Source organism: Pseudomonadota bacterium, assembly GCA_023229365.1.
Lineage (GTDB): Bacteria > Myxococcota_A > Polyangia > JAAYKL01 > JAAYKL01 > JALNZK01.
This window is the reverse complement of record JALNZK010000067.1, coordinates 1228-19897: the sequence shown is the minus strand read 5'-3', so window position 1 is coordinate 19897 and position 18670 is coordinate 1228. Positions and strand designations below refer to the sequence as shown.

General features: G+C 69.9%; 20 protein-coding genes. 11 read left to right on the top strand and 9 right to left on the bottom strand.

Features of this window, described 5'->3' with window-relative positions; genetic code table 11:
- Nucleotides 1-199: 199 nt before the first annotated feature.
- A complete protein-coding gene (locus M0R80_20985; GenBank protein MCK9462110.1) occupies nucleotides 200-1471 on the top strand; it encodes an OFA family MFS transporter in 1272 nt (423 codons plus the stop codon).
- A 6-nt stretch (nucleotides 1472-1477) separates the two neighbouring features.
- Here the strand turns inward: M0R80_20985 and M0R80_20980 are convergent, their stop codons facing one another.
- Nucleotides 1478-2641 carry a serine/threonine protein kinase gene (locus tag M0R80_20980; protein MCK9462109.1) on the bottom strand — a complete coding sequence of 388 codons (1164 nt, stop codon included), beginning with the start codon at nucleotides 2639-2641 and terminating at the stop codon, nucleotides 1478-1480.
- Nucleotides 2642-2697: 56 nt separating this feature from the next.
- On the opposite strand from M0R80_20980, the gene M0R80_20975 reads away from it, so the two are divergent.
- From M0R80_20975 to M0R80_20950, 6 genes are all read left to right on the top strand, one after another.
- Entirely contained in the window at nucleotides 2698-3789 is a 1092-nt protein-coding gene (locus tag M0R80_20975) for a FliM/FliN family flagellar motor switch protein (protein MCK9462108.1), read from the top strand.
- Entirely contained in the window at nucleotides 3786-4298 is a 513-nt protein-coding gene (locus tag M0R80_20970; GenBank protein ID MCK9462107.1) for a hypothetical protein, read from the top strand. The genes M0R80_20975 and M0R80_20970 overlap by 4 nt, the downstream gene beginning before the upstream one ends.
- A gap of 14 nt (nucleotides 4299-4312) precedes the next feature.
- Nucleotides 4313-5458, top strand: coding sequence for an N-acetylmuramoyl-L-alanine amidase (locus M0R80_20965; GenBank protein MCK9462106.1), 1146 nt, complete (start codon nucleotides 4313-4315; stop codon nucleotides 5456-5458).
- Nucleotides 5459-5483: 25 nt separating this feature from the next.
- A complete protein-coding gene (locus tag M0R80_20960; protein MCK9462105.1) occupies nucleotides 5484-6065 on the top strand; it encodes an FHA domain-containing protein in 582 nt (193 codons plus the stop codon).
- Between the two features lie 68 nt (nucleotides 6066-6133).
- The gene (locus tag M0R80_20955) at nucleotides 6134-7792 is read left to right on the top strand and encodes a serine/threonine protein kinase (protein MCK9462104.1); all 1659 of its coding nucleotides are present in this window, start codon (nucleotides 6134-6136) and stop codon (nucleotides 7790-7792) included.
- Between the two features lie 61 nt (nucleotides 7793-7853).
- The gene (locus tag M0R80_20950) at nucleotides 7854-8807 is read left to right on the top strand and encodes a tetratricopeptide repeat protein (protein ID MCK9462103.1); all 954 of its coding nucleotides are present in this window, start codon (nucleotides 7854-7856) and stop codon (nucleotides 8805-8807) included.
- A gap of 28 nt (nucleotides 8808-8835) precedes the next feature.
- Here M0R80_20950 and M0R80_20945 read toward each other — a convergent pair whose 3' ends face one another.
- Genes M0R80_20945 through M0R80_20935 form a run of 3 tightly spaced genes read right to left on the bottom strand, consistent with a single transcriptional unit; the run spans nucleotide 8836 to nucleotide 10849 of the window.
- Complete coding sequence (locus tag M0R80_20945) at nucleotides 8836-9276, bottom strand: hypothetical protein (protein MCK9462102.1); 441 nt, start codon at nucleotides 9274-9276, stop codon at nucleotides 8836-8838.
- 6 nt (nucleotides 9277-9282) lie between these two features.
- Nucleotides 9283-9732, bottom strand: coding sequence for a cyclic nucleotide-binding domain-containing protein (locus tag M0R80_20940; GenBank protein ID MCK9462101.1), 450 nt, complete (start codon nucleotides 9730-9732; stop codon nucleotides 9283-9285).
- Complete coding sequence (locus tag M0R80_20935; protein MCK9462100.1) at nucleotides 9710-10849, bottom strand: hypothetical protein; 1140 nt, start codon at nucleotides 10847-10849, stop codon at nucleotides 9710-9712. Before M0R80_20935 ends, M0R80_20940 begins: the two co-directional genes overlap by 23 nt.
- Before the next feature lie 13 nt (nucleotides 10850-10862).
- Between M0R80_20935 and M0R80_20930 the strand changes: the two genes are divergently transcribed.
- From M0R80_20930 to M0R80_20920, 3 genes are read left to right on the top strand one after another with little or no spacing between them, the layout of a single operon-like run.
- On the top strand, nucleotides 10863-11480 hold the full coding sequence (locus tag M0R80_20930) for a hypothetical protein (GenBank protein MCK9462099.1): 618 nt from the start codon (nucleotides 10863-10865) through the stop codon (nucleotides 11478-11480).
- Nucleotides 11481-11489: 9 nt separating this feature from the next.
- Nucleotides 11490-12329, top strand: coding sequence for a MaoC family protein (locus M0R80_20925; GenBank protein ID MCK9462098.1), 840 nt, complete (start codon nucleotides 11490-11492; stop codon nucleotides 12327-12329).
- A gap of 36 nt (nucleotides 12330-12365) precedes the next feature.
- On the top strand, nucleotides 12366-13874 hold the full coding sequence (locus tag M0R80_20920; GenBank protein ID MCK9462097.1) for a right-handed parallel beta-helix repeat-containing protein: 1509 nt from the start codon (nucleotides 12366-12368) through the stop codon (nucleotides 13872-13874).
- Nucleotides 13875-13912: 38 nt separating this feature from the next.
- On the opposite strand, the gene M0R80_20915 is transcribed toward M0R80_20920, so the two are convergent.
- Nucleotides 13913-14140 (bottom strand): hypothetical protein, encoded by a 228-nt coding sequence (locus M0R80_20915; protein MCK9462096.1) that lies wholly within the window; start codon nucleotides 14138-14140, stop codon nucleotides 13913-13915.
- Between the two features lie 131 nt (nucleotides 14141-14271).
- Here M0R80_20915 and M0R80_20910 point away from each other — a divergent pair, with 131 nt between their 5' ends.
- Nucleotides 14272-14733: a hypothetical protein gene (locus tag M0R80_20910; GenBank protein ID MCK9462095.1), complete on the top strand. Its 462-nt coding sequence runs from the start codon at nucleotides 14272-14274 to the stop codon at nucleotides 14731-14733.
- A 219-nt stretch (nucleotides 14734-14952) separates the two neighbouring features.
- Here M0R80_20910 and M0R80_20905 read toward each other — a convergent pair whose 3' ends face one another.
- The 4 genes from M0R80_20905 to M0R80_20890 all read right to left on the bottom strand — a co-directional run.
- On the bottom strand, nucleotides 14953-15666 hold the full coding sequence (locus M0R80_20905) for a hypothetical protein (protein MCK9462094.1): 714 nt from the start codon (nucleotides 15664-15666) through the stop codon (nucleotides 14953-14955).
- Nucleotides 15667-15842: 176 nt separating this feature from the next.
- Entirely contained in the window at nucleotides 15843-16079 is a 237-nt protein-coding gene (locus tag M0R80_20900; protein MCK9462093.1) for a type II toxin-antitoxin system HicA family toxin, read from the bottom strand.
- Nucleotides 16072-16290 carry a type II toxin-antitoxin system HicB family antitoxin gene (locus M0R80_20895; protein ID MCK9462092.1) on the bottom strand — a complete coding sequence of 73 codons (219 nt, stop codon included), beginning with the start codon at nucleotides 16288-16290 and terminating at the stop codon, nucleotides 16072-16074. Before M0R80_20895 ends, M0R80_20900 begins: the two co-directional genes overlap by 8 nt.
- Before the next feature lie 57 nt (nucleotides 16291-16347).
- Nucleotides 16348-18670: glycogen/starch/alpha-glucan phosphorylase (locus tag M0R80_20890; GenBank protein MCK9462091.1), on the bottom strand; the 2323-nt coding region annotated here is incomplete at its 5' end.

Genomic DNA, 18670 nt, shown 5'->3' with positions numbered 1-18670 from the left:
GTCAATCCTTGGAATGCACTTCCACCGGATTTTTTAATCTTGCTCGGGGTCGCCGTTCCGGGCGCCGGCCGCTGCGAGCCGCGCACCTGTTGACTTTCGAGGGGGGAGGCGGTAAGCCGCAAAAAACCGTGAGATTCGAATTTCCCAAGCGCGCTCTTCGCCCAGGCGAAGAGCGACCACCCGCCAAAGGACGGCTAACATGAGCGAAGAAAAAGCGTTGGGGATGAGGGCCGAATCCGGCCGTTGGGTGTTCGTGCTCGTGGGCATCACGATGAATCTGTGTCTGGGCGCCGTGTACGCCTACAGCATCTTCAAGCCCGCCGTGGAGAAGGTGTTCAACGTGACGGCGTTCCAGGGGAACCTGCCGTTCATGGCCTTCCTCCTCTTCTTCGCGATCCTCATGTTCTTCGGCGGCAAGATCATGGAGAAGCTCGGCCCGCGGAAGCTCGCCCTCATCGGCGGCATCATCGTGGGGCTCGGCTGGATCCTGTCCTGCTTCGCGACCAGGACCGGCAACATCTGGCTGCTCGTGCTCACGTACGGCGTCGTCGCCGGATCGGGCGTGGGCCTCGTCTACGGCTGCCCGGTCGCCATGGGCGCGCGCTGGTTCCCGGACCGCAAGGGCCTCGCGGTGGGGCTCATGCTCGCGGGGTTCGGCGGCTCGGCGCTCATCACCGGAAAGATCGCGAGCATCCTCATCGGCGACATCAAGGCGCTGTCGGCGGAACAGCTAGCGCAGACCCTGCCGCAGACGTTCCTGTACTTCGGGATCGCGTTCGGCGTGATCCTGGTCCTCCTGTCGCTGCCGTTCCGCTTCCCGACCCCGGGTTGGAAGCCGCAGGGGTGGGAGCCGAAGGCCGGCAGCGCGGCTGCGGTCGACTACACGGCGTCGGGCATGGCGAAGACCCCGACGTTCTGGGGCCTGTTCTTCTGCTACATTATCGGGTGCCTGGCCGGCCTCATGGCGATCGGCATCTCCAAGCCGGTGGGCAGCGAGATCATCGAGATCGCGGGCGAGACGGCGACGATGCTCGTCGGCGTGTTCGCGATCTTCAACGCCGTGGGCCGCCCGCTGTTCGGCGCGCTGACCGACAAGATGGGGCCCAAGGGCGCGGCGGTGCTCAACCTGATCATCATCCTCGCCGTGTCGCTCATCATGATCTTCGGCGCCGGGAAGGGCACGACGGCTCTCTACGTCGTGGCGTTCGCCGGCTTCTGGCTCTGCCTCGGCGGCTGGCTCGCGATCGCCCCGACCGCGACCGCGACGTTCTTCGGGATGAAGAACTACGCGCGCAACTACGGCACGGTGTTCTTCGCGTACGGCGTGGGCGCCATCATCGGCGGCATCATCTCCGGCCAGGCCAAGGACGTGTTCGGCAGCTACACCTTCGCGTTCTACCCGACCGCCGGCCTCGCCGTGGTGGGCATCGTGCTCGCCCTCCTCCTCCTCAAGGCGCCGAAGAAGGCGTAGGTCTTTTCAGTTGGTGCGCGGGACGTTCGGTTGGGGTGGCGGGAGCTGCCCCGCCGGTGTCGGGATCCCGCCGATCGCCTCGACCGGGACCACGGCCGGCTCGGCCACCCGCGTGACGAAGAGCCAGATGACGACGCAGAGGAGCACGGCGATGACCGCGAGCAGGGCGACGACGAGGCCCTTTCCGAGCGCGCGCCCGCCCTGGGCACCCAAGGCCCCGGCTTCCACGCGCGGATCGACGCGGTCTCGGGAGATCCGGCCCGACGCGGATCCCGAGTAGACCTGCACGCTCCTTTCGGATCGCGGCAGGAGCGTCTCGAGCGCCGCGGCGAACTCCGCGGCCGACTGGTAGCGGGCCTCGCGCTTCTTCTCGATCGACTTGTCCACGATCGGGTTCAACGCCTCCGGCAGCGCGAGCTCCGGCCGCCGCTCCGTGATCTTGTACGGCGGCGTGTTGATGTGGTGCGCGATGTACTCCATCGGCTTCGAGCGCGGGAAGGGCAGGCGCGCGGTCAGCATCTCGTACAGGATGACGCCGAGCGAGTAGATGTCCGAGCGCGCGTCGAGCGTCTCGCCCCGGGCCTGCTCCGGCGACATGAACTCCGGCGTGCCGAACACCATCCCCTCGCGCGTGAGCACCATGGAGCCGGGGTGCATCCGCTGCTCCGTGATCTTCGCGAGGCCGAAGTCGAGCACCTTCGGGAAATCGGCGATGCCGCCCTGGGAGGTGATCAGGATGTTCTCCGGCTTGAGGTCGCGGTGCACGATCCCCGCGTTGTGGGCCTCCTCGAGCGCGCCGAGCACCTGGATCATGATCCGGGCCGCGCGCCCGACCTCCATCGGGCCCTCCTGGCGCGTCTGCTTGGCGAGGTCGACGCCCTCGAGGTACTCCATCGCGATGTACAGCTGCCCGGTCTCCTCGAGCTGCCCGTAGAGGAACACGCGCACGGTGTTCGGGTGCGTCAGGCGGCTCATCGCGCGCGCCTCGCGCCGGAACCGCGACACGAGGTCGGGCCTCGCCGCGAGCTTCTCGTGGAGGATCTTGATCGCGACCATCCGGTCCATGGCGGGCTGCGCGGCCTTGTAGACCTCCCCCATGCCGCCCTTGCCGATGCGCTCGAGGATGCGGAACTGCCCGAGTATCTCTTTGCCGATGAGGTCTTCAGACATTTTCTGTTTTATATCTGGTGCGATTGGTGACCGCAAGTTAGGGAATCGGGGTGGGGATGGTACCGACGAGGTTTTCGCCCTGGCGCCCGCGGCCCGTCGCGGTCCGGCACGCGGCTGAGCGCGAGCGCATCGCGTCCGCGTGGAGCGGCCCGTCAGCGGGAATCGCGATGCCGCGCCTCGCGGAGCTCCTCGGCGCACCGATGGCGCGGATCGACGTGGTGCGGATAGGTCCCGCCGGACCGCTCCCGAAGGACGCCGTGGCCCTGGCGCTGTGCACCGCGGACGACGGGCAGCGGCCTTTCGCCGCGCTCCTTGTGCCGCTCGAAGACGCGCGGCGGATCGTCGACGTGACGCTGCGGCGCGCGGCGGGCTCGACCCGCGCCCCGCTCTCGTCCGGCGAGGAGGGGGTCCTCTTGTACGCCCTCGACCGGGCGGGCGGCGACTGGCTCGCGGCCGGGGGCGCTCCGTGCCGGATTACCGGGCTGCTCGCCGACTCGGCCCAGATCGCGGAGCTTCTCGGGCGTGAACCCGGGAGCGACGTGGAGCTGTCGCTCGCGGCCGGCGACATCGTGGCGCGGTTCCGGATCCGGATCGGGACGCCACCCGATCCCGGGCGAAAGGCCCGGTGCGCGGGCGAGCTCGGGCGGGCGCTCGGCTGGCGGGCGAGCTTTCGCTGCGCCGCCGGATCGGCGCGCGTCCCGGCGGAGGAGGTGCGCGCGCTCGCCGCGGGCGACGTCGTCGTGCTCGACAGCTGCGGGCACCCGCGCTCGCCCGGCGGGGATCGGGACTGCGCCCTCGTGTGCGGCGGCGTGCGCCTCGCGGCGCGCTGGCTGGACGATCGCAGCCTCCTCCTGGTATCACACGCCGATGGGAGCAAGACGATGACGGACGAAAAGACGGCTCGGATCGATGCGCGACTGGACGCCCCGATCGACGGCGCCGCGATGGAGGTCGAGGCGCAGATAGAGGTCGGGCGGATCACGCTGACCGTGGGGCAGGCGCTCGGCCTCGTGCCGGGACGCGTCCTCTCGCTGGACAAGGACGTGGGCCCGGAGGTGTGGATCCGGGTCGGCGACAAGCTGATCGCCCGGGGCGAGCTCGTGAGCTGCGACGGCAGGCTCGCCGTCGAGGTGACGGAGGTTCCATGAGCGGCAAAACCGCGATCGCGAAGATCTGCGCGGCGTGCACGGCGTCCGCCCTCGTGGCGGCGATCTCCTGCGGCGCGGAGCGGACGGACGAGGGTGCGGCGAAGGGCTCGGGCGGAAAGCCGGTTGCGGCCGCGCCCGCGGGGGAGCCGTCCACGCCTGCCGGCGCCCCGGCCGAGGCTCCGGGCGGGCTCGGGCTCGACGGCGTGGCGACCGTGGTCGTCGAGTCGAAGCCCGGCGCCGAATCCCCTCTGCACCTCGTGCTGGGAGAGGCGGGCCGGCTCGCGGGATCGCTCTCGGCCGAAGGATCGGAGTGCGCCGTCGTGGGCACGCTCGATGGCGGGATAGTGCGCGGCTGGCTCGAGTGTCCGACCGCGGCCGCGGGCACGCCGCCGTGGCGCGGAACCCTTCTGGGAGAGAAGGAGGGCTCGTCCTATTCCGGCACCTTCGCGATCTCCGACGACGGCGCGGCCACAGTGATCAACGGCACGTGGAAGGCCGGAAAACTGTGATATGTTTTGGACCAATGAGCTATTCGGTTCCATTGCTCGCCGGGGTCGCCCTGCTCGGGTGCTCGATCCAGTTCCCGGCGCTGCAGGACGGTGGCGCGGCAGACACGGATACCGATGTCGATTCGGACACGGATACCGACATCGATACGGACACCGACGCGGATACGGACACGGACACGGACACGGACACGGATACGGACTCGGATGGTGACAGTGATACGGATACGGGCACGGACACTGATAGCGATACGGACACGGACACCGACACCGACACCGATACGGACACCGACACCGACACGGACACCGATTTCGCCCTGTGGACGCCCGCGGACGGCGAGCACTTCTACTTGGCCGAGCAGGTGGCGTTCACCGGAACCTCTCCCGCGCCATTCGCGGTCCAGGACGACGGCGTCGAGTTCCTGACCGTGACCGCCGCGGGCGAGTTCTCTTTCTCGCGGGAGTTCCCGTCGACAGGCGCCCACGTGATCACGTTCTGGATCGACAGCGCGATCGTGTCCACGATCACCGTGCAAATCGATGCCAACGTCGGCCTGGTCTGCATCGATCCGGGGCACCCGCACTCGTCCGGCGCGATGCTGTACGCGGCGATCATCAACCGCAAGGTCGCCTTCTACCTCGAGGAGCTCGTCGCTTCGATAGGCTACGAGACCGTGTTCACCGTCGAGGACATCACGGAGGAGGAGATCTTCGACCCGGCGTTCGACAACGACGGCGCCGAGGAGCAGGCGCTGCTCGTGGTCGCCCCGCTCTCCGACCGCGCCACGGCGTGCAACGACTCGGGCGCCGACTACATGATCTCGGTGCAGCACAACTCGGTGGCGGATCCGACCGTCAATTACAGCCTGGTCCTCTGGGGGGAGGCGCCCTCGTCTAACCCGATCTTTCCAGAGGTGGTGACCTGGGCCGATTCCACGCGCGGCCAGTTGGTCGCCGCGATGGAGGTGACCACCGGGTATGCCAACGGCGACCGGACGTTCCTGGGCTACGGGCTGACGATGCTCCAGGACACGGCGATGCCCGGCATCGAGATGTGGGCGTCGTTCATCTCCTGCCCAGAAGAGAAGACGCGCCTCGACGACAACGACTACCTGCTCGGCGAGGCCCAGGCGATTTTTACGGCGTTCGCTCTGTTCGAGTAGGAGCTTTCGGTCAGGTTCGATCGACATGGCGCAAACCGATCACTACGCTCGATGCAACGACGACGCGGCGAAGTCGACGCTCGAGGAGTTCGTCCGGCGCTGGCCCGGCTACTACCTGCTGGTGAACATACCCGGTGGAGAAGCCGACGGCTGGGAGATGGACCCCCTCACGAACGTCGTGTCCATCGACGAGCTGAAGGCCGGCCGGCAAGGCGCGGGGCGGTCGGGCAACGACGACGACGAGGCCGAGGCGTTGCCGGGAACCTACCTGTTCGAGGTCAAGAAGCACGCCGACAACAGCTGGCTCGAGTGGATCGCGGTCGGCCGCGCCCGCAACAACGACCTCGTCCTGCGGCACCAATCCGTCTCGAAGCTCCACGCCCGCATCCACCTCCAGAAAGAGGCCGCGGCCGGCGCGGCGGATCGACGCGGGTTCCTGCTCACCGACATGAGATCCAAGGCCGGCACCACTGTCAACAGCGCCTTCCTCAAGCCGTCGGAGCCGTTCCCCCTCAACCCGGGCGACGAGATCGGGCTCGGCATGGTCATCTGCGAGTTCCTCGACTCGGGCGCGCTGTACCGTCGGCTGACGGCGGCCGATTGGTGACGAGACGGCGGCGCCTTCGAGCGTATGCGAGGTTCAATTTCGTGGAATAGTCCTATATCATTGTACGGATGAAGGACACGCCGGAGAGCCTGGACGAGCAGCGCCGAGCGGCGAAGCTCTCCAACCCGCCGCCGCCCATCGGCCGCACCCGCGTCGGCCGCTTCGACGTGATCTACCCCCTCGCGCAGGGCGGCATGGCGTCGGTGCACGTGGGCCGGATCTCCGGCATGGCCGGCTTCGAGAAGCTCGTCGCGATCAAGGTGATCCACCCGCACCTCGCGTGCGAGGAGTCGTTCGTCAGGATGTTCCTCGACGAGGCCCGCCTGGCGGCGCGGATCCACCACCCCAACGTGGGCGAGGTGATCGAGGTCGGCGAGGACGACGGGCTCTATTACATGGTGTGCGAGCTGATCGCCGGCCAGAGCCTGCGCAACGTCTTCCGGCGGGCCGATGCCTTGGGCCGGAAGATCCCGCGCCCGATGAGCGCCGACATCTGCGCCAAGGTCTGCCAGGCTCTCCACGAGGCGCACGAGCTCAAGGACGGCGACGGCAAGCCGCTCGGGATCGTGCACCGCGACATCTCCCCGCGCAACGTGCTCGTCTCCTACAACGGGTTCGTCAAGCTGATCGACTTCGGCATCGCCTTCGCCCAGGGGCGCTCGTCCCATACGGACGCCGGCAAGATCAAGGGCAAGATGGGGTACATGCCGCCCGAGCAGCTCGAGGGTGAGCCGGTCGATCGCCGCGGCGACCTCTTCTCCCTCGGCGTGATGCTGTACCTGATGGTCACCGGCAAGCACCCGTTCCCCGGGGCGAGCGACGCCGAGCGGATGCACAAGATCCTCGCCGGAACGTTCACCCCGCCCGGGGTCGTGAACCCGGGCATCGAACCGAAGCTGGACGCCGTGATCAGGAAGGCGATGGCCGCCTCGCCCGACGAGCGATACGCCACCGCCGCCGAGATGGGGCGCGATCTCAAGTCCTACGTCCACGCGAGCTCGACCTTGTCCGGCAGCTGGGACAGCTCGAACGAGCTCGCGGCGGTGATGCACGACCTGTTCGAGGAGGAGCAGACCAGTCATCGCGAGCGCATCCGCGCGGCGGCGGTCGGGATCGGCGCGGGGACGGGGTTCCAGCTCCCGGAGCGCCCGCCCGGGGGAGGCGCGACGGCGCGCTTCGGCGACACCGAGATGACCGCCGCGGGCACGCCCCACAGCATCAAGCTCAAGGGATCGAACGGGCTCTCGCGCGCGGCGAGGATCGGGATCGCCGGCGGCGCGGCGGTGGGCGCGGCGATCGTCGTGATCCTGTTGCTCGTGTCTGGCTCCGGCGACCGCGGCGAAGGGCCGCCGGGAGCTCCTCCGGAAGCGGCTGCGGTCGCCGGCGCGCCCCGCCCGGAGGCGCCGATCGCCGAGCCCGCGGTGATCCGCGTGGCGTTCGACGTGCAACCGCCCGAGGCGGTGATCAGCGTCGACGGCACCCCGCTCGCCGCCGGCGCGCGCGCGCTCGATCTGAGCGCCGACGGCAGGAGCCACGCCGTGGCCATCTCGGCCCCCGGCTACGCGGCGGTGGAGGATACCTTCGTCGCCGACGTCGATCAGAAGATCTCCAACCGGCTCGAGAGGCTGCCCGACGCGAAGGACGAGGGCCGGCAGAAGGGCGGCTCCAAGAAGAAGCGTCCGGGCAAGAAGCCCGGCGATCTCGGCCTGATCGACAGCCCGTATTGAGTTACCCTCCCGCCTTGGATAAGGTGGGGTGATGTCGATGTGCACACGTATCATAGGTCTTGTGGTCCTGGCGACTCTCCTCGGCGCACCGGCGCAGGCCGAGGGGCAGGCCGCCCCGGACGCGGAGCAGGGCAAGAAGACCGCGGCGGACGAGTTCGCCAAGGGAAAGCAGCTGTTCGCCGCCGGCGAGTACGACGAGGCGGCGGTGGCCTTCACCAAGGCGTACGAGGCCGCGCCCCACCAGGCGGTGCTGGCCAACATCGCGCTGTGCTACGACAAGGCCGGGCGGTTTCCCGAGGCGGTGATCGCCTACCGCCGCTACATCGCCGACCCGGTGCAGAAGGGAAAGAACGCCGAGATCCGCCAGCGCCTGCAGGAGCTCAAGAACGAGGTCGGCGAGCTCGACATCGAGTGCCTGGCCGCCGGCTGCTCGATCCGCCTCGACGGGGTGGAACGCGGGCCGGCGCCGGTCAACGCCGTCGTCGAGCCGGGATCGCACAGGATCGAGGCCTCCGTGGACGGCGAGATCCGCGAGTCGATCATGGAGCGGGCGGACGCGGGGACCGTGGTGCGCGTGCGGCTCAGGGCCGACAAGGCCGGGGATGGGCCCACGCCTGTCGCGCCCGACGCGCCAGCCGCCGAAGGCGGTGCGGCGGAAGAACCGGCCGCGCGCGAGGCTTCTCTCGGCGTGCCGTTCTGGGTCGCCTCGAGCGTGACCGTGGCGGCCGGCGCGACGACCGTGGCGTTCGGCGTGCTCACGATCCGGGCGCGGGACGACTACGAGGCCTCGGGGTACACGGACGCCGACATCAAGGAGAAGGGCGAGCGGGATCGACTGATCACGAACGTCATGATAGGGATCACCGCCGCCGCCGCGGTCACCGCCGCCGCCTTCGCGATCCACGACGTCTTCTTCGCCGGCGGGGAGGAGCCAGCCGGGGACGAGGGAGAGGGCCCCGAGGCGGCGTTCGGCCCCGGCCCCGGCCTCGGGCTCGCGGTCGTAGGGGCCTTCTGAAGCCTCCGTCTCGGGTTGTCCCTGTCTCTCAGCGCCAGAAATCGGGCTCGATCTTCTCGGCGAACACGGGCACGCCGTGCAAGGTGACCTCCATGCGCGTCGCCCGGACGAGGAGCTCCTCGGCGTTGTCCGTGATGAAGTAGACCGTCAAATCGCCGTCGAGCGAGGAGGGCAAGGAGACGAGGAACATCCGCGCGCACCCGGCGACCCCGACGAAGCCGTCCGAGATCCAGCTGGGCACCATCGTCGGCGCGCTCTTCACCGACGCGCCGCGCCGCGCGATCTCCACCTCGGCGGACCACCCGCTCCCGCCGTTCCGCCCGGGCTCGTCGCCCGAGGCGATGACGTAGGCGGGCTCGAGCCGGAGCCGGACCGCGCCGTCGGACTCGGTCACGGACGCCAGCCTGGAGTCGTGGAGATCGACCTCGCGGCTCGGGTGCGACTTCCACGTCTCTGGGTTCTGCATCATCGGCGCCTACCTCTCCGGGGGGATGACCGAGATCGTGTGCAGGGCGCGGCCCTCGACGAGCCTCAGGAGCAGCTCCTTGAACGCCGGGTTCGCGCTCGCGATCTCGCGCACGGCGTCGGCGACGAAGGAGATCGCCTCGACCGCGCCCGCGGCGGCGACGGTCGACGTGCGGCGGTTCTCCATGAGCACCGAGACCTCGCCGACGAGCGCCCCCGGCCCGAGCTCGGCGAGATCCACGTCGCCTGTCGAGGCGAGCATCGAGACCCGCACCCGGCCGGAGACGAGGAGCAGCAGCTCGAGCCCCTCCTCGTCCTCGCGGAGAATGACGTCGCCGTCCGCGTACCGGACCGCGGTCGCCGCGGCCTCGAGGGCGTCGCGCTCGGTCGGCGCGAGGGATCGAAAGGCGACGCTGCCGTCGATAGCGGCGCGGATGTCAAGGTCGCGTAGCGCTTCCATCGTCCCGTCCTTTCGGTGGCCCCGCGGCGTCCAGCTCGCGGAGCACGTCGGCGAAACCGCCGCGAGGCGCCTCGTCCGCCGCGACCCGTCCGAGGGCGCCCCGGCAGAGGAACGCGAACCCGAGCAGCATCAACGCGAACTGGAACACGCGGTACGGCTGCAGGCCCGCGAGCCAGATGAACGCCAGCCCGAGGCCGAGGCGGCGCGTCCACTCGTCGCCCGGGTAGCGGCGCGTCGGCAGCGCGAGGCACGCGGCGGTGAGGGCGGCGAAGAACGCCGAGACCAGGTACGTCCACGGCGCGCCGGGGACCGAGAGCGTCAGGCCGGAGGTCAGGTAGGCGATCTGCGCGAGGTAGGCCCCCTGGCCCCACGCGTACGCCACGACCGCCCCGATCGCGGCCGTCACGGCGACCGCGGCGAGGAGCGCGGGCACGTGTGGCCTGCGCAGGAAGCCGCCCAGCTTGCGCGCCGAGTCGGCGAACAGGCTGAAGAACGCGACGACCGGCGTGACAACCCAGATCGCCTCGGCGGCGAGGTACGCGCGGACCCCGATGATCCCGACGACGCTCTCGCGATCCATCTCGAAGTAGTCGAGGGCGGTCCAGCCGAACACCTGCAGGAGGTTCGCGGCGCCGAGCGCGAGCACGACGCGACGCGGGCCGCCGCCTATCGGGAGCGCGGCGGCGAGGCCCACGAGGATCGAGGCCGTGAGGACCGCGGCGAAGTAGGCGGCGAGCAGGAGCCACGACGACAGCTGCGGCTCGAACGCGGCGAGGCCGGCGACGAGCAGGTAGACCGGCGACACGAGGATGACGATCGCGCGCCACCACGCGCCGGGATGGCGGCTGTTGCCGATGATCGACGAGATGACGAACAGCACCAGCGCGAGGCTCGTGAGCCCGGCGGCGTACATGGCGAGCTCTCCGACGTTCGCCGCCCACGCGCGCGGCCCGGACGTGCCGACGCCGAGGTAGACGCCGAGGAGCGCCGCGAGGCGGCCGAGGCAGATCTCGACGAGCGCCGCGATCAGGGCGAACCACCCGGCGATCGACAGCTCCACGGGGATCCTGACGACGGGCGTCTTGGCGACGGCGTCCACGGCGCGAGGATATAGCATCTCCCGCGCTTCCTTGTCCAACGCGCCGGGCCCGTGGTATGGGCTGCAGATGCGGTCGGTGTCGTTCGTCCTCGCGGCAGTCGCGGCGCTCGGGTGCGCTTCCGAGGCGAAGGATCGCAGCACGCCGAGCAACGCGTTCGCGCGCCTGGCCCCGTGCGTCGACAAGGGCGACGCGAGGTGCGTCTACGCCGAGCTCGACCGCGCGAGCCGGTGGTCGATCCAGACGATCCACAAGACGCTCGCCGAGATGCGGTCGCTCGTGGACGGCTCGTACCCCGAGGGCAGGCGGAGCGGGGCGCCGATCTACGGCGCGTGGGAGAACGCGACCGCCGCGGCCGACGGCGCGGGAACCTTCGCGGCGTTCTGCGAGCGCCGCGGGTGCATGAAGGAGATCGCCGCGGGGTTCGGCGCGATCGTTTCCGTGCGGGAGATCGGGGAGGGGCGCGCGGAGGTCACGACGACCCGCGGCCGGAGCTTCGCGCTCGCGTCGGCGGACGGCGCGTGGGGGCTCGCGACCTTTGGCGAGGAGCTCGCCCGCGAGAAGATCCGGCTCGCGGACAAGCTCGCGCAGGTCCGGATCGACGCGAAGGCGTTCGACGAGCAGCGGCGCGCCACCGGCGCGTCGAGATAGGAGCGGCACATGGCGTTCGACTCTCACTGCGGCGGCCGGTCCGTTGGGCCGTTCGCGACCCCGTACACCTGGCGCGACGTCGCGCTCTACGCGATAGGGGTCGGGGCGGGCACCCCGGATCTCGACTTCGTGCTCGACGATCCGCCGCCGAAGGTCCTGCCCACGTTCGGGGTGATCCCGGCGTTCACGCCGGTGTTCGAGCTCCTGCGCGGGACCGGCTGCAACCTCGTCACGCTCCTGCACAGCGGGCAGCGGACGGAGCTCCTGCGGCCGTTCCCGCCCTCGGGCGCGATGGCGACGACGGCGTCGATCCGCGGCGCCTGGGACATGAAGATCGGCGCGCTCGTCCTCATCGCGACCGAGACCGCGGTGGACGGGGTGCCGACCGCGCGCACCGAGTGGCAGCTGCTCCTGCGCGGGGAGGGCGGGTTCGGCGGGGAGCGGCCGCCGGCTCTGCTGCGCACGAAGCCGCCCGCGGGCAAGGCGCCGGCGTTCCGCGTCGAGGTGCCGACGAGCCGCGATCAGGCGCTCGTGTACCGGCTGAGCGGCGACGTCAACCCGATCCACTCGAGGCCCGACGTCGCGAAGGCCGCGGGGTTCGATCGGCCGATCCTGCACGGCCTGTGCACCTACGGCATCGCCGCGCGCGCCGCGCTCCTTGAGCTCGCCGGGAACGAGCCCGCGCGGTTCGAGGCGTTCGAGGCGCGGTTCGCGAAGGTCGTCATGCCGGGCGACACGCTCGTCGTCGAGGGGACCCTCCTCGAGGAGCCGGGCCGCGCGGCGATCACGGTCACCGTGAAGGAGACCTCCGAGAGCGCGATCGCGAACGCGCTGTTCTGCTTCCGCTAGCCTGGATCCGCCGCGCCGCGGCGAAAGGGGGATTCGATGGGATCATGGGGACGGACGTCACTGGCCTGCGCCGCGCTCCTCGCGCTCGCCTGCTCGAACGGCGGGTCCGGCAACGGGATCCCGGACGAGGTGGTGCCGTGCCCGGGCGCGCTCGCGGCGCTCGAGGCGTTCGGCGCGATCGAGTCGGTCGGCGACGGGACGGCGGCGAGCTGCACTGAGACCGCGCTGCGGGACGCGCTCGACGTCGTCACGACCACGCCGGGGGGAGGGACGGTCGTCTTCGACTGCGGCGGCGCCGCGCACGTGATCACCCTCACGTCGCCCCTCGTCGCCGGCGGCGCGCTCCTCATCGACGGCGGCGGCCTGGTCGAGCTGAGCGGCGGCGGGGAGACGCGCGTCATAGAGCTGGACAACTACACGGAGCTCACGCTGCAGCACCTCGTCATCCGGGACGGGCGCGCCGCCGAGTCGGGCGCCGGCGTCCTCCACCCGTGGTACGGCGTGCTGCGCGCGATCGACGTGCGCTTCGAGAACAACCGTTGCACGAGCATGGTCGGGGAGCTCGGCGGCGGGGCCGTGTTCGCGGGCGGGCTCTCGGAGGCGGTGTTCTCGGGCTGCGAGTTCGTGGGCAACAGCGCGTCGAACGGCGGCGCGATCCTGAACCGCGGCTCGACCCTGACCGTCGTCGACTGCGCGTTCGAGGGGAACGCCGCGCTCGGCTCGGGCGACGGGCAGTTCGGCAACGGCGGCGCCCTGTACATCGACGGCATGAGCTACGACGACCCGGGCGACTTCTTCCTGTGCGGGACGGCGTTCACGGACAACCGGGCGACCCAGCACGGGAGCGCGGTGTTCTCGTACTTCTACGAGGGCTCGACCTCGCACGTCGATCGCTGCGCGTTCGTCGGCAACAACTTCGACGGGAGCCCGTCCGGCGGCGCCGGCGGCTTCTACCACGAGACCGGGCCGCTCACCCTGAGCGACTCGCTCTTCTCGGCGAACCGCTCGGATCAGCACGCGGCGGGCCTGTTCGTCGGCTCGGGATCGTCCGCGCTCGTCGTCAACTGCACCTTCGCGGGCAACGTCGTCCCCGAGGTCGGCGCCGCGATCTTCTGCGGCACGAGCCCGATGGAGATCCGGAGCAGCACGTTCTACGGGAACGACGCGGACTACGCGCCGGCGATCTTCAACAACAACGACGCCTCGATCGGGCTCAAGAACACGCTCTTCGCGGCCAACACGACGCCGAACGAGTACAGCGCGCTCGCGTGCACCGAGCCGCTCGTCGATCGCGGCGGCAACGTGCAGTGGCCGCAGGTCAAGCCGGGCGGCGGCGACGATATGCCGTGCGCCGCCGGCGTGCTGTTCGCGGATCCGCTCGTCCAGGCGCTCGCGGACAACGGCGGCCCCACGCAGACGATGGCGCTCGATCCCGCGAGCCCGGCCGTGGATCACGGCGTCGACTGCCCGCCGCCGGAAGCCGACCAGCGCGGCGTCGCCCGCACGGGCGCCTGCGACACCGGCGCGTACGAGGTAGGGGAGTAAGCCAAACCGGAGCCTTCCAAACACTCCCTCCTGAAAATCTACGAAAGCGACGGGGCATCCCCGGCCGCGGCCCCCGTGAGCCCCCAGGCGATCGGGTCGACCCGGCTCATGTCGAAGCCGAGCTGCTCGGACGCGGCGCGGCAACCGCCGACGCACTCCCGGAAGCGGCCGCACCCCGCGCACTCCTCCGGCACCGTCTCCCGCCAGCGGCGGGCGTACTCTGACGAGAAGATCGCGCCGAGCTCGTCCTTGAAGATGTTGCCCATCACGATAGGAGAGTGGTTGCAGAACCTCACGTCGCCCCGTGTCGACGGTGATCGGCCGGTTCTCGAGATCGACGTCGCACGCCCCGAAGCCGATGCGGGGGTAGTCCCGCGGATCGAGGACGCAGTGCGGCGTGCAGATGTTTGAGGTGATCCACAGGCCGCACTTCTCGGCGACGTCCTCGGCGACCGCGAACGCCGCCCGCAGCTCCCCGACCCCGAGCGCGAGCCGCCCGGCCTCCGAGATGGCGCGGCCGCCCGCGTTGACCCGGTTGACGATGATGCGGCGGAATCCGCGCGCCTTCAGTTCGAGGAGTGTGCGCTCGAGACTGTCCGCATTCAGGCGCGTCAGCACGACGATGGGCACGGCGATCCCCCCCAGCGCGCGAACGGCAGACAGGGACGCCGCGGCCTTCGCGTGGCTCCCCGGGACTCCGGTCAGCGAGTCGTGCGCCGCGGGATCGACGGAGTGGAACGGGAAGACGAACGTCTCCACGCCGAGCGCGACGAGCCGCGCGTACTCCTCCTCGCCGCCGCCGTTGCCGTTGCTCGTCACGAGCACGCCCTTGCCCCGCTCCCGGCAGAAGCGGACGTGATCCTCGAACCCGTCGGCGAGGAACGGCTCGCCGCCGGAGAACGTGACCCGGCCCACGTCGGCGATTTCGAACAGGCGCTCGAGGACCGCCCGTGCGGCCCCGTAGGATCCGCGGGCCGCAGGGGCACCGCCTGGGCGCTTGTGCACGGAGTAGCAGTACGCGCAGTCGAGGTTGCAGCGCTCGCACACCTCGAACAGGACCGCCGGGATGCGGCGGCGCTCAGCCGATGTCGGCGTCTGCGGCTGCATCGCCGACCTCCAAAGGAACGCTCACCGAGGGGAAGGTGGCGTAGGTGCGGACGTTCGCGAGGCTCGTACCGTACAGGCGCAGCACGTGCCGGCCCGCGGAGAGGCCCGGCGGCACCGCGACGAGGAAGCGAGCCGACGACGCCACGTCCCCGGCGTGCACGGCGTCCCCGGCCGCGAGCTCGTCCCCGGACGCCGCCTCGACGCGGAACGAGACGTCGCGAGCGTAGCTCGCCCGCGACAGGAGCTCGAGGACGCGGCCCGCGCCGGACGGCACGTCGACGACGCCCCGGCGGGGCACTCCCTGGATGGAAATGTCATGCCGGACGACCGGCACGGATTCGTAGCAGGTGACGCCGCTGCACCCGGCGTCGGGATCCGTGCCCGCGTCGCTATCGGAATCGACATCCGTGTCCGAATCGGAATCGGAATCGGAATCGACGTCCGTGTCGGCGTCGGTGTCCGTCGCGGCGTCGAGCCCCGCGTCGCCGCCCGGTGTCTCGTCCTCCTCCGCGGAGGTGCACCCCCAGGACAGGCCGGCGGCCGCGGCGAGGGCGGAGATCGCGCCGAGGCGCTTCGCGCGCAGCCTCCACCGATCCCCGAAGACGAGGATCGCGATCGAGATCAGCCCGAGGAACGCGAGGAACGCGATGACGGCCACCGGAATCAGAAGCTCTTTCTTGTGCATCTAGTCCCCCTTCCGCGACCGCGCGGCGATCGTTTCGGCATCGGCGACCTCCAACGAGAGGTGTTCTGCGACTGCTCTGCCCATCGCGAACTATATCACATCTCGTAGAAGCCCGCGGGCGGCCACTTTCCCTGGCTAGGCCGCGATCATCTCGTCGCTCGATCCGGACGTGGGCCTCAAAGCAGATCCACGAGGGTTTCGGGATCGATCCCCGCCTTTCGCAGGATACCGTGAAGGGTGCCGCGCTTCAGCGTTCTGCCGGCGTGAACCGGGACGGGGAAGGTCGTCACCGTGCCATCCGTCTCGTTGCGCCGGATCTGGACGTGGCTGCCGCGCTGCCGGGTCACCTCGAAGCCGACCCGCTTCAACGCCTGGATGAGCTCGGATCCCGTGACCGGAGGAACCTTAGGCACTCGTGCGGATCTCGATCTCCCTGCGGATCACCTTGCGGACGGCGCGTGCCGCGCCGATCTCCTCGATGTGCAGCTCGGCGGCTTCCTTGAGGTTCGCGAGGCACTCCTGCTCGGTCTCCCCTTGCGTGTAGATGTCGAGTTCCGGGCAGTACACGGTGAAACCCCCGTCCTCTTCGGGAATGAGCTCGGCGGTCAGACGGATGCTCTCCATGAACACCTCCCCGCCCGGACGGCGGCAAATCCAACTTAGCATCATCACCGCTCGCCGTCACGGAGCCTTCGACTTCCAGATCTCCCTTGCGTAGGCCGCGATCGTCTCGTCGCTCGAGAAGCGGTAGGTGCGCGCCGAGTTCAGGATAGACATGCGCGTCCACTTGTCCGCCCTGCCGAAGTCGGCGTCCACGCGCGCCTGGCAGAACCTGTACGCCGCGAAGTCCGCGAGCACGAGGTACGGATCGCCGTGGTCGAGCAGCGACTCGACGATCGGCCAGAAGGCGTTCGGCTCGCCGCGCGCGATCTCGCCCGTGACGAGGAGGTCGAGCACCTCGCGGACGTCGGGGTACGCGTCGACGACCGCGCGCGGGTTGTAGCCGGAGCGCCAGAGCGTGTCGACCTCGGGCTTCGACAGGCCGAAGAAGTAGATGTTGTCCTCGCCGACCGCCTCGCCGATCTCGATGTTGGCGCCGTCGCGCGTGCCGATCGTGAGCGCGCCGTTCATGGCGAACTTCATGTTGCCCGTGCCCGACGCCTCGGTGCCGGCGGTCGAGATCTGCTCCGAGAGGTCCGCGGCCGGGATGATCAGCTCGGCGAGCGAGACGGTGTAGTTCGGGACGAAGATCAGCTTCAGCCGCTCCGACGTGTCGGGATCGCGGTTGATGAGGTTCCCGGCCGCGTTGGCGAGGTGGATGATCCGCTTCGCCATGTCGTAGCCGGGCGCCGCCTTTCCGCCTATCAGGATCGTCCGCGGCGGGCGGACGAGGCCCCGGCCCTGCTTGAAGTCGAGGTAGAGCCGGAGCGCGTGCAGGATGTTGAGGAGCTGCCGCTTGTACTCGTGGATGCGCTTCACCTGGACGTCGAACAGCGAGTCCGGGCTCACCGAGACGCCGAGCTCGCGCTCGAGGTGCGCGGCGAGCCGCTCCTTGTTCGCGCGCTTCGCGGCCCGCCACTTCTCGCGGAAGCCCGGATCCTCGGCGAGCGGGGCGAGCTTCTCCATCTGCCGCAGCTCGCGAACCCAGCCGTCGCCGATGCGGGAGGTGACGAGCGCGCTCATGCCCGGGTTGCAGGCGGCGATCCAGCGCCGCGGCGTGACCCCGTTGGTCTTGTTGTTGAACCGCTCGGGGAACATCTCCGAGAAGTCGCGGAACAGCCGGTCGCGCACGATGTCGCTGTGCAGCGCGGAGACGCCGTTCACCGAGAAGCTCCCGACGATCGCGACGTTCGCCATGCGCACGGACCGCTCCGGCCCCTCGCCGATGAGCGACATCCGCTGGACGCGGGCGTCGTCGCCCGGGAACCTTTGCCGCACCTCGTCGAGGAACCGCTGGTTGATCTCGTAGACGATCTGCATGTGCCGGGGCAGCGTGTACTCGAGGAGCCCGACCGGCCACTGCTCGAGCGCCTCCGGGAGGATCGTGTGGTTCGTGTAGGCGAACGAGCGGCGCGCGATCCCCCAAGCCTCGTCCCAGCCGAAGCCGTGCTCGTCGAGGAGGAGCCGCATGAGCTCGGGCACCGCGAGCGCCGGGTGCGTGTCGTTGAGCTGGAAGACCGCCTTCTCGTGGAAGTTGGAGAGCGTGCCGTGCAGCTTGACGTGGCGCCGGATCGCGTCCTGGAGCGTCGCCGAGACGAAGAAGTACTCCTGCTTCAGGCGCAGCTCGCGGCCCTGCAGCACCTTGTCGTTCGGGTAGAGCACGCGGGAGATGTTCTCGGACGCGTTCTTGTCCTGCACCGCCTGGATGTAGTCGCCGCGGTTGAAGTTCGCGAAGTCGAACTCGCGCGACGCCTTGGCCGACCAGAGGCGCAGGGTGTTGACGACGTCGTTCTTGTAGCCCGGGACGAGGAAGTCGTGCGCCATCGCCATCACGGTGCTCGTGTCGACCCAGTTGAACGCCGTCCGCCCGCTCTCGTCCGTCCGCGAGACGACGCGGCCGTTGAACCGCACCGGGAAGAGGTAGTCCGGCCGCGGGATGTCCCACGGGCTCCTGTACCGCAGCCAGTTGTCGGGCGCCTCGAGCTGCTTGCCGCCCACGATGTGCTGGCGGAAGATCCCGTACTCGTAGCGGATGCCGTACCCCATCGCCGGCAGGCCGAGCGTCGCCATCGAGTCGAGGAAGCACGCGGCGAGCCGGCCGAGCCCGCCGTTTCCGAGCCCGGCGTCCCACTCCTCGTTGAACACATCCTCGATGTCGATGCCGAAGTCCGCGAGCGCGCCGCGCGCCTCCTCGAGCATCCCGAGGTTCAAAAGCGCGTTGCGCAGGAGCCGGCCGATGAGGAACTCGAGCGAGAGGTAGTACACGCGCTTGACGTCGGGCCGGTAGTAGCCCTGCTGCGTCCGGTTCCACCTGTCGAGCATCCGATCCCGCACCGACCGCGCG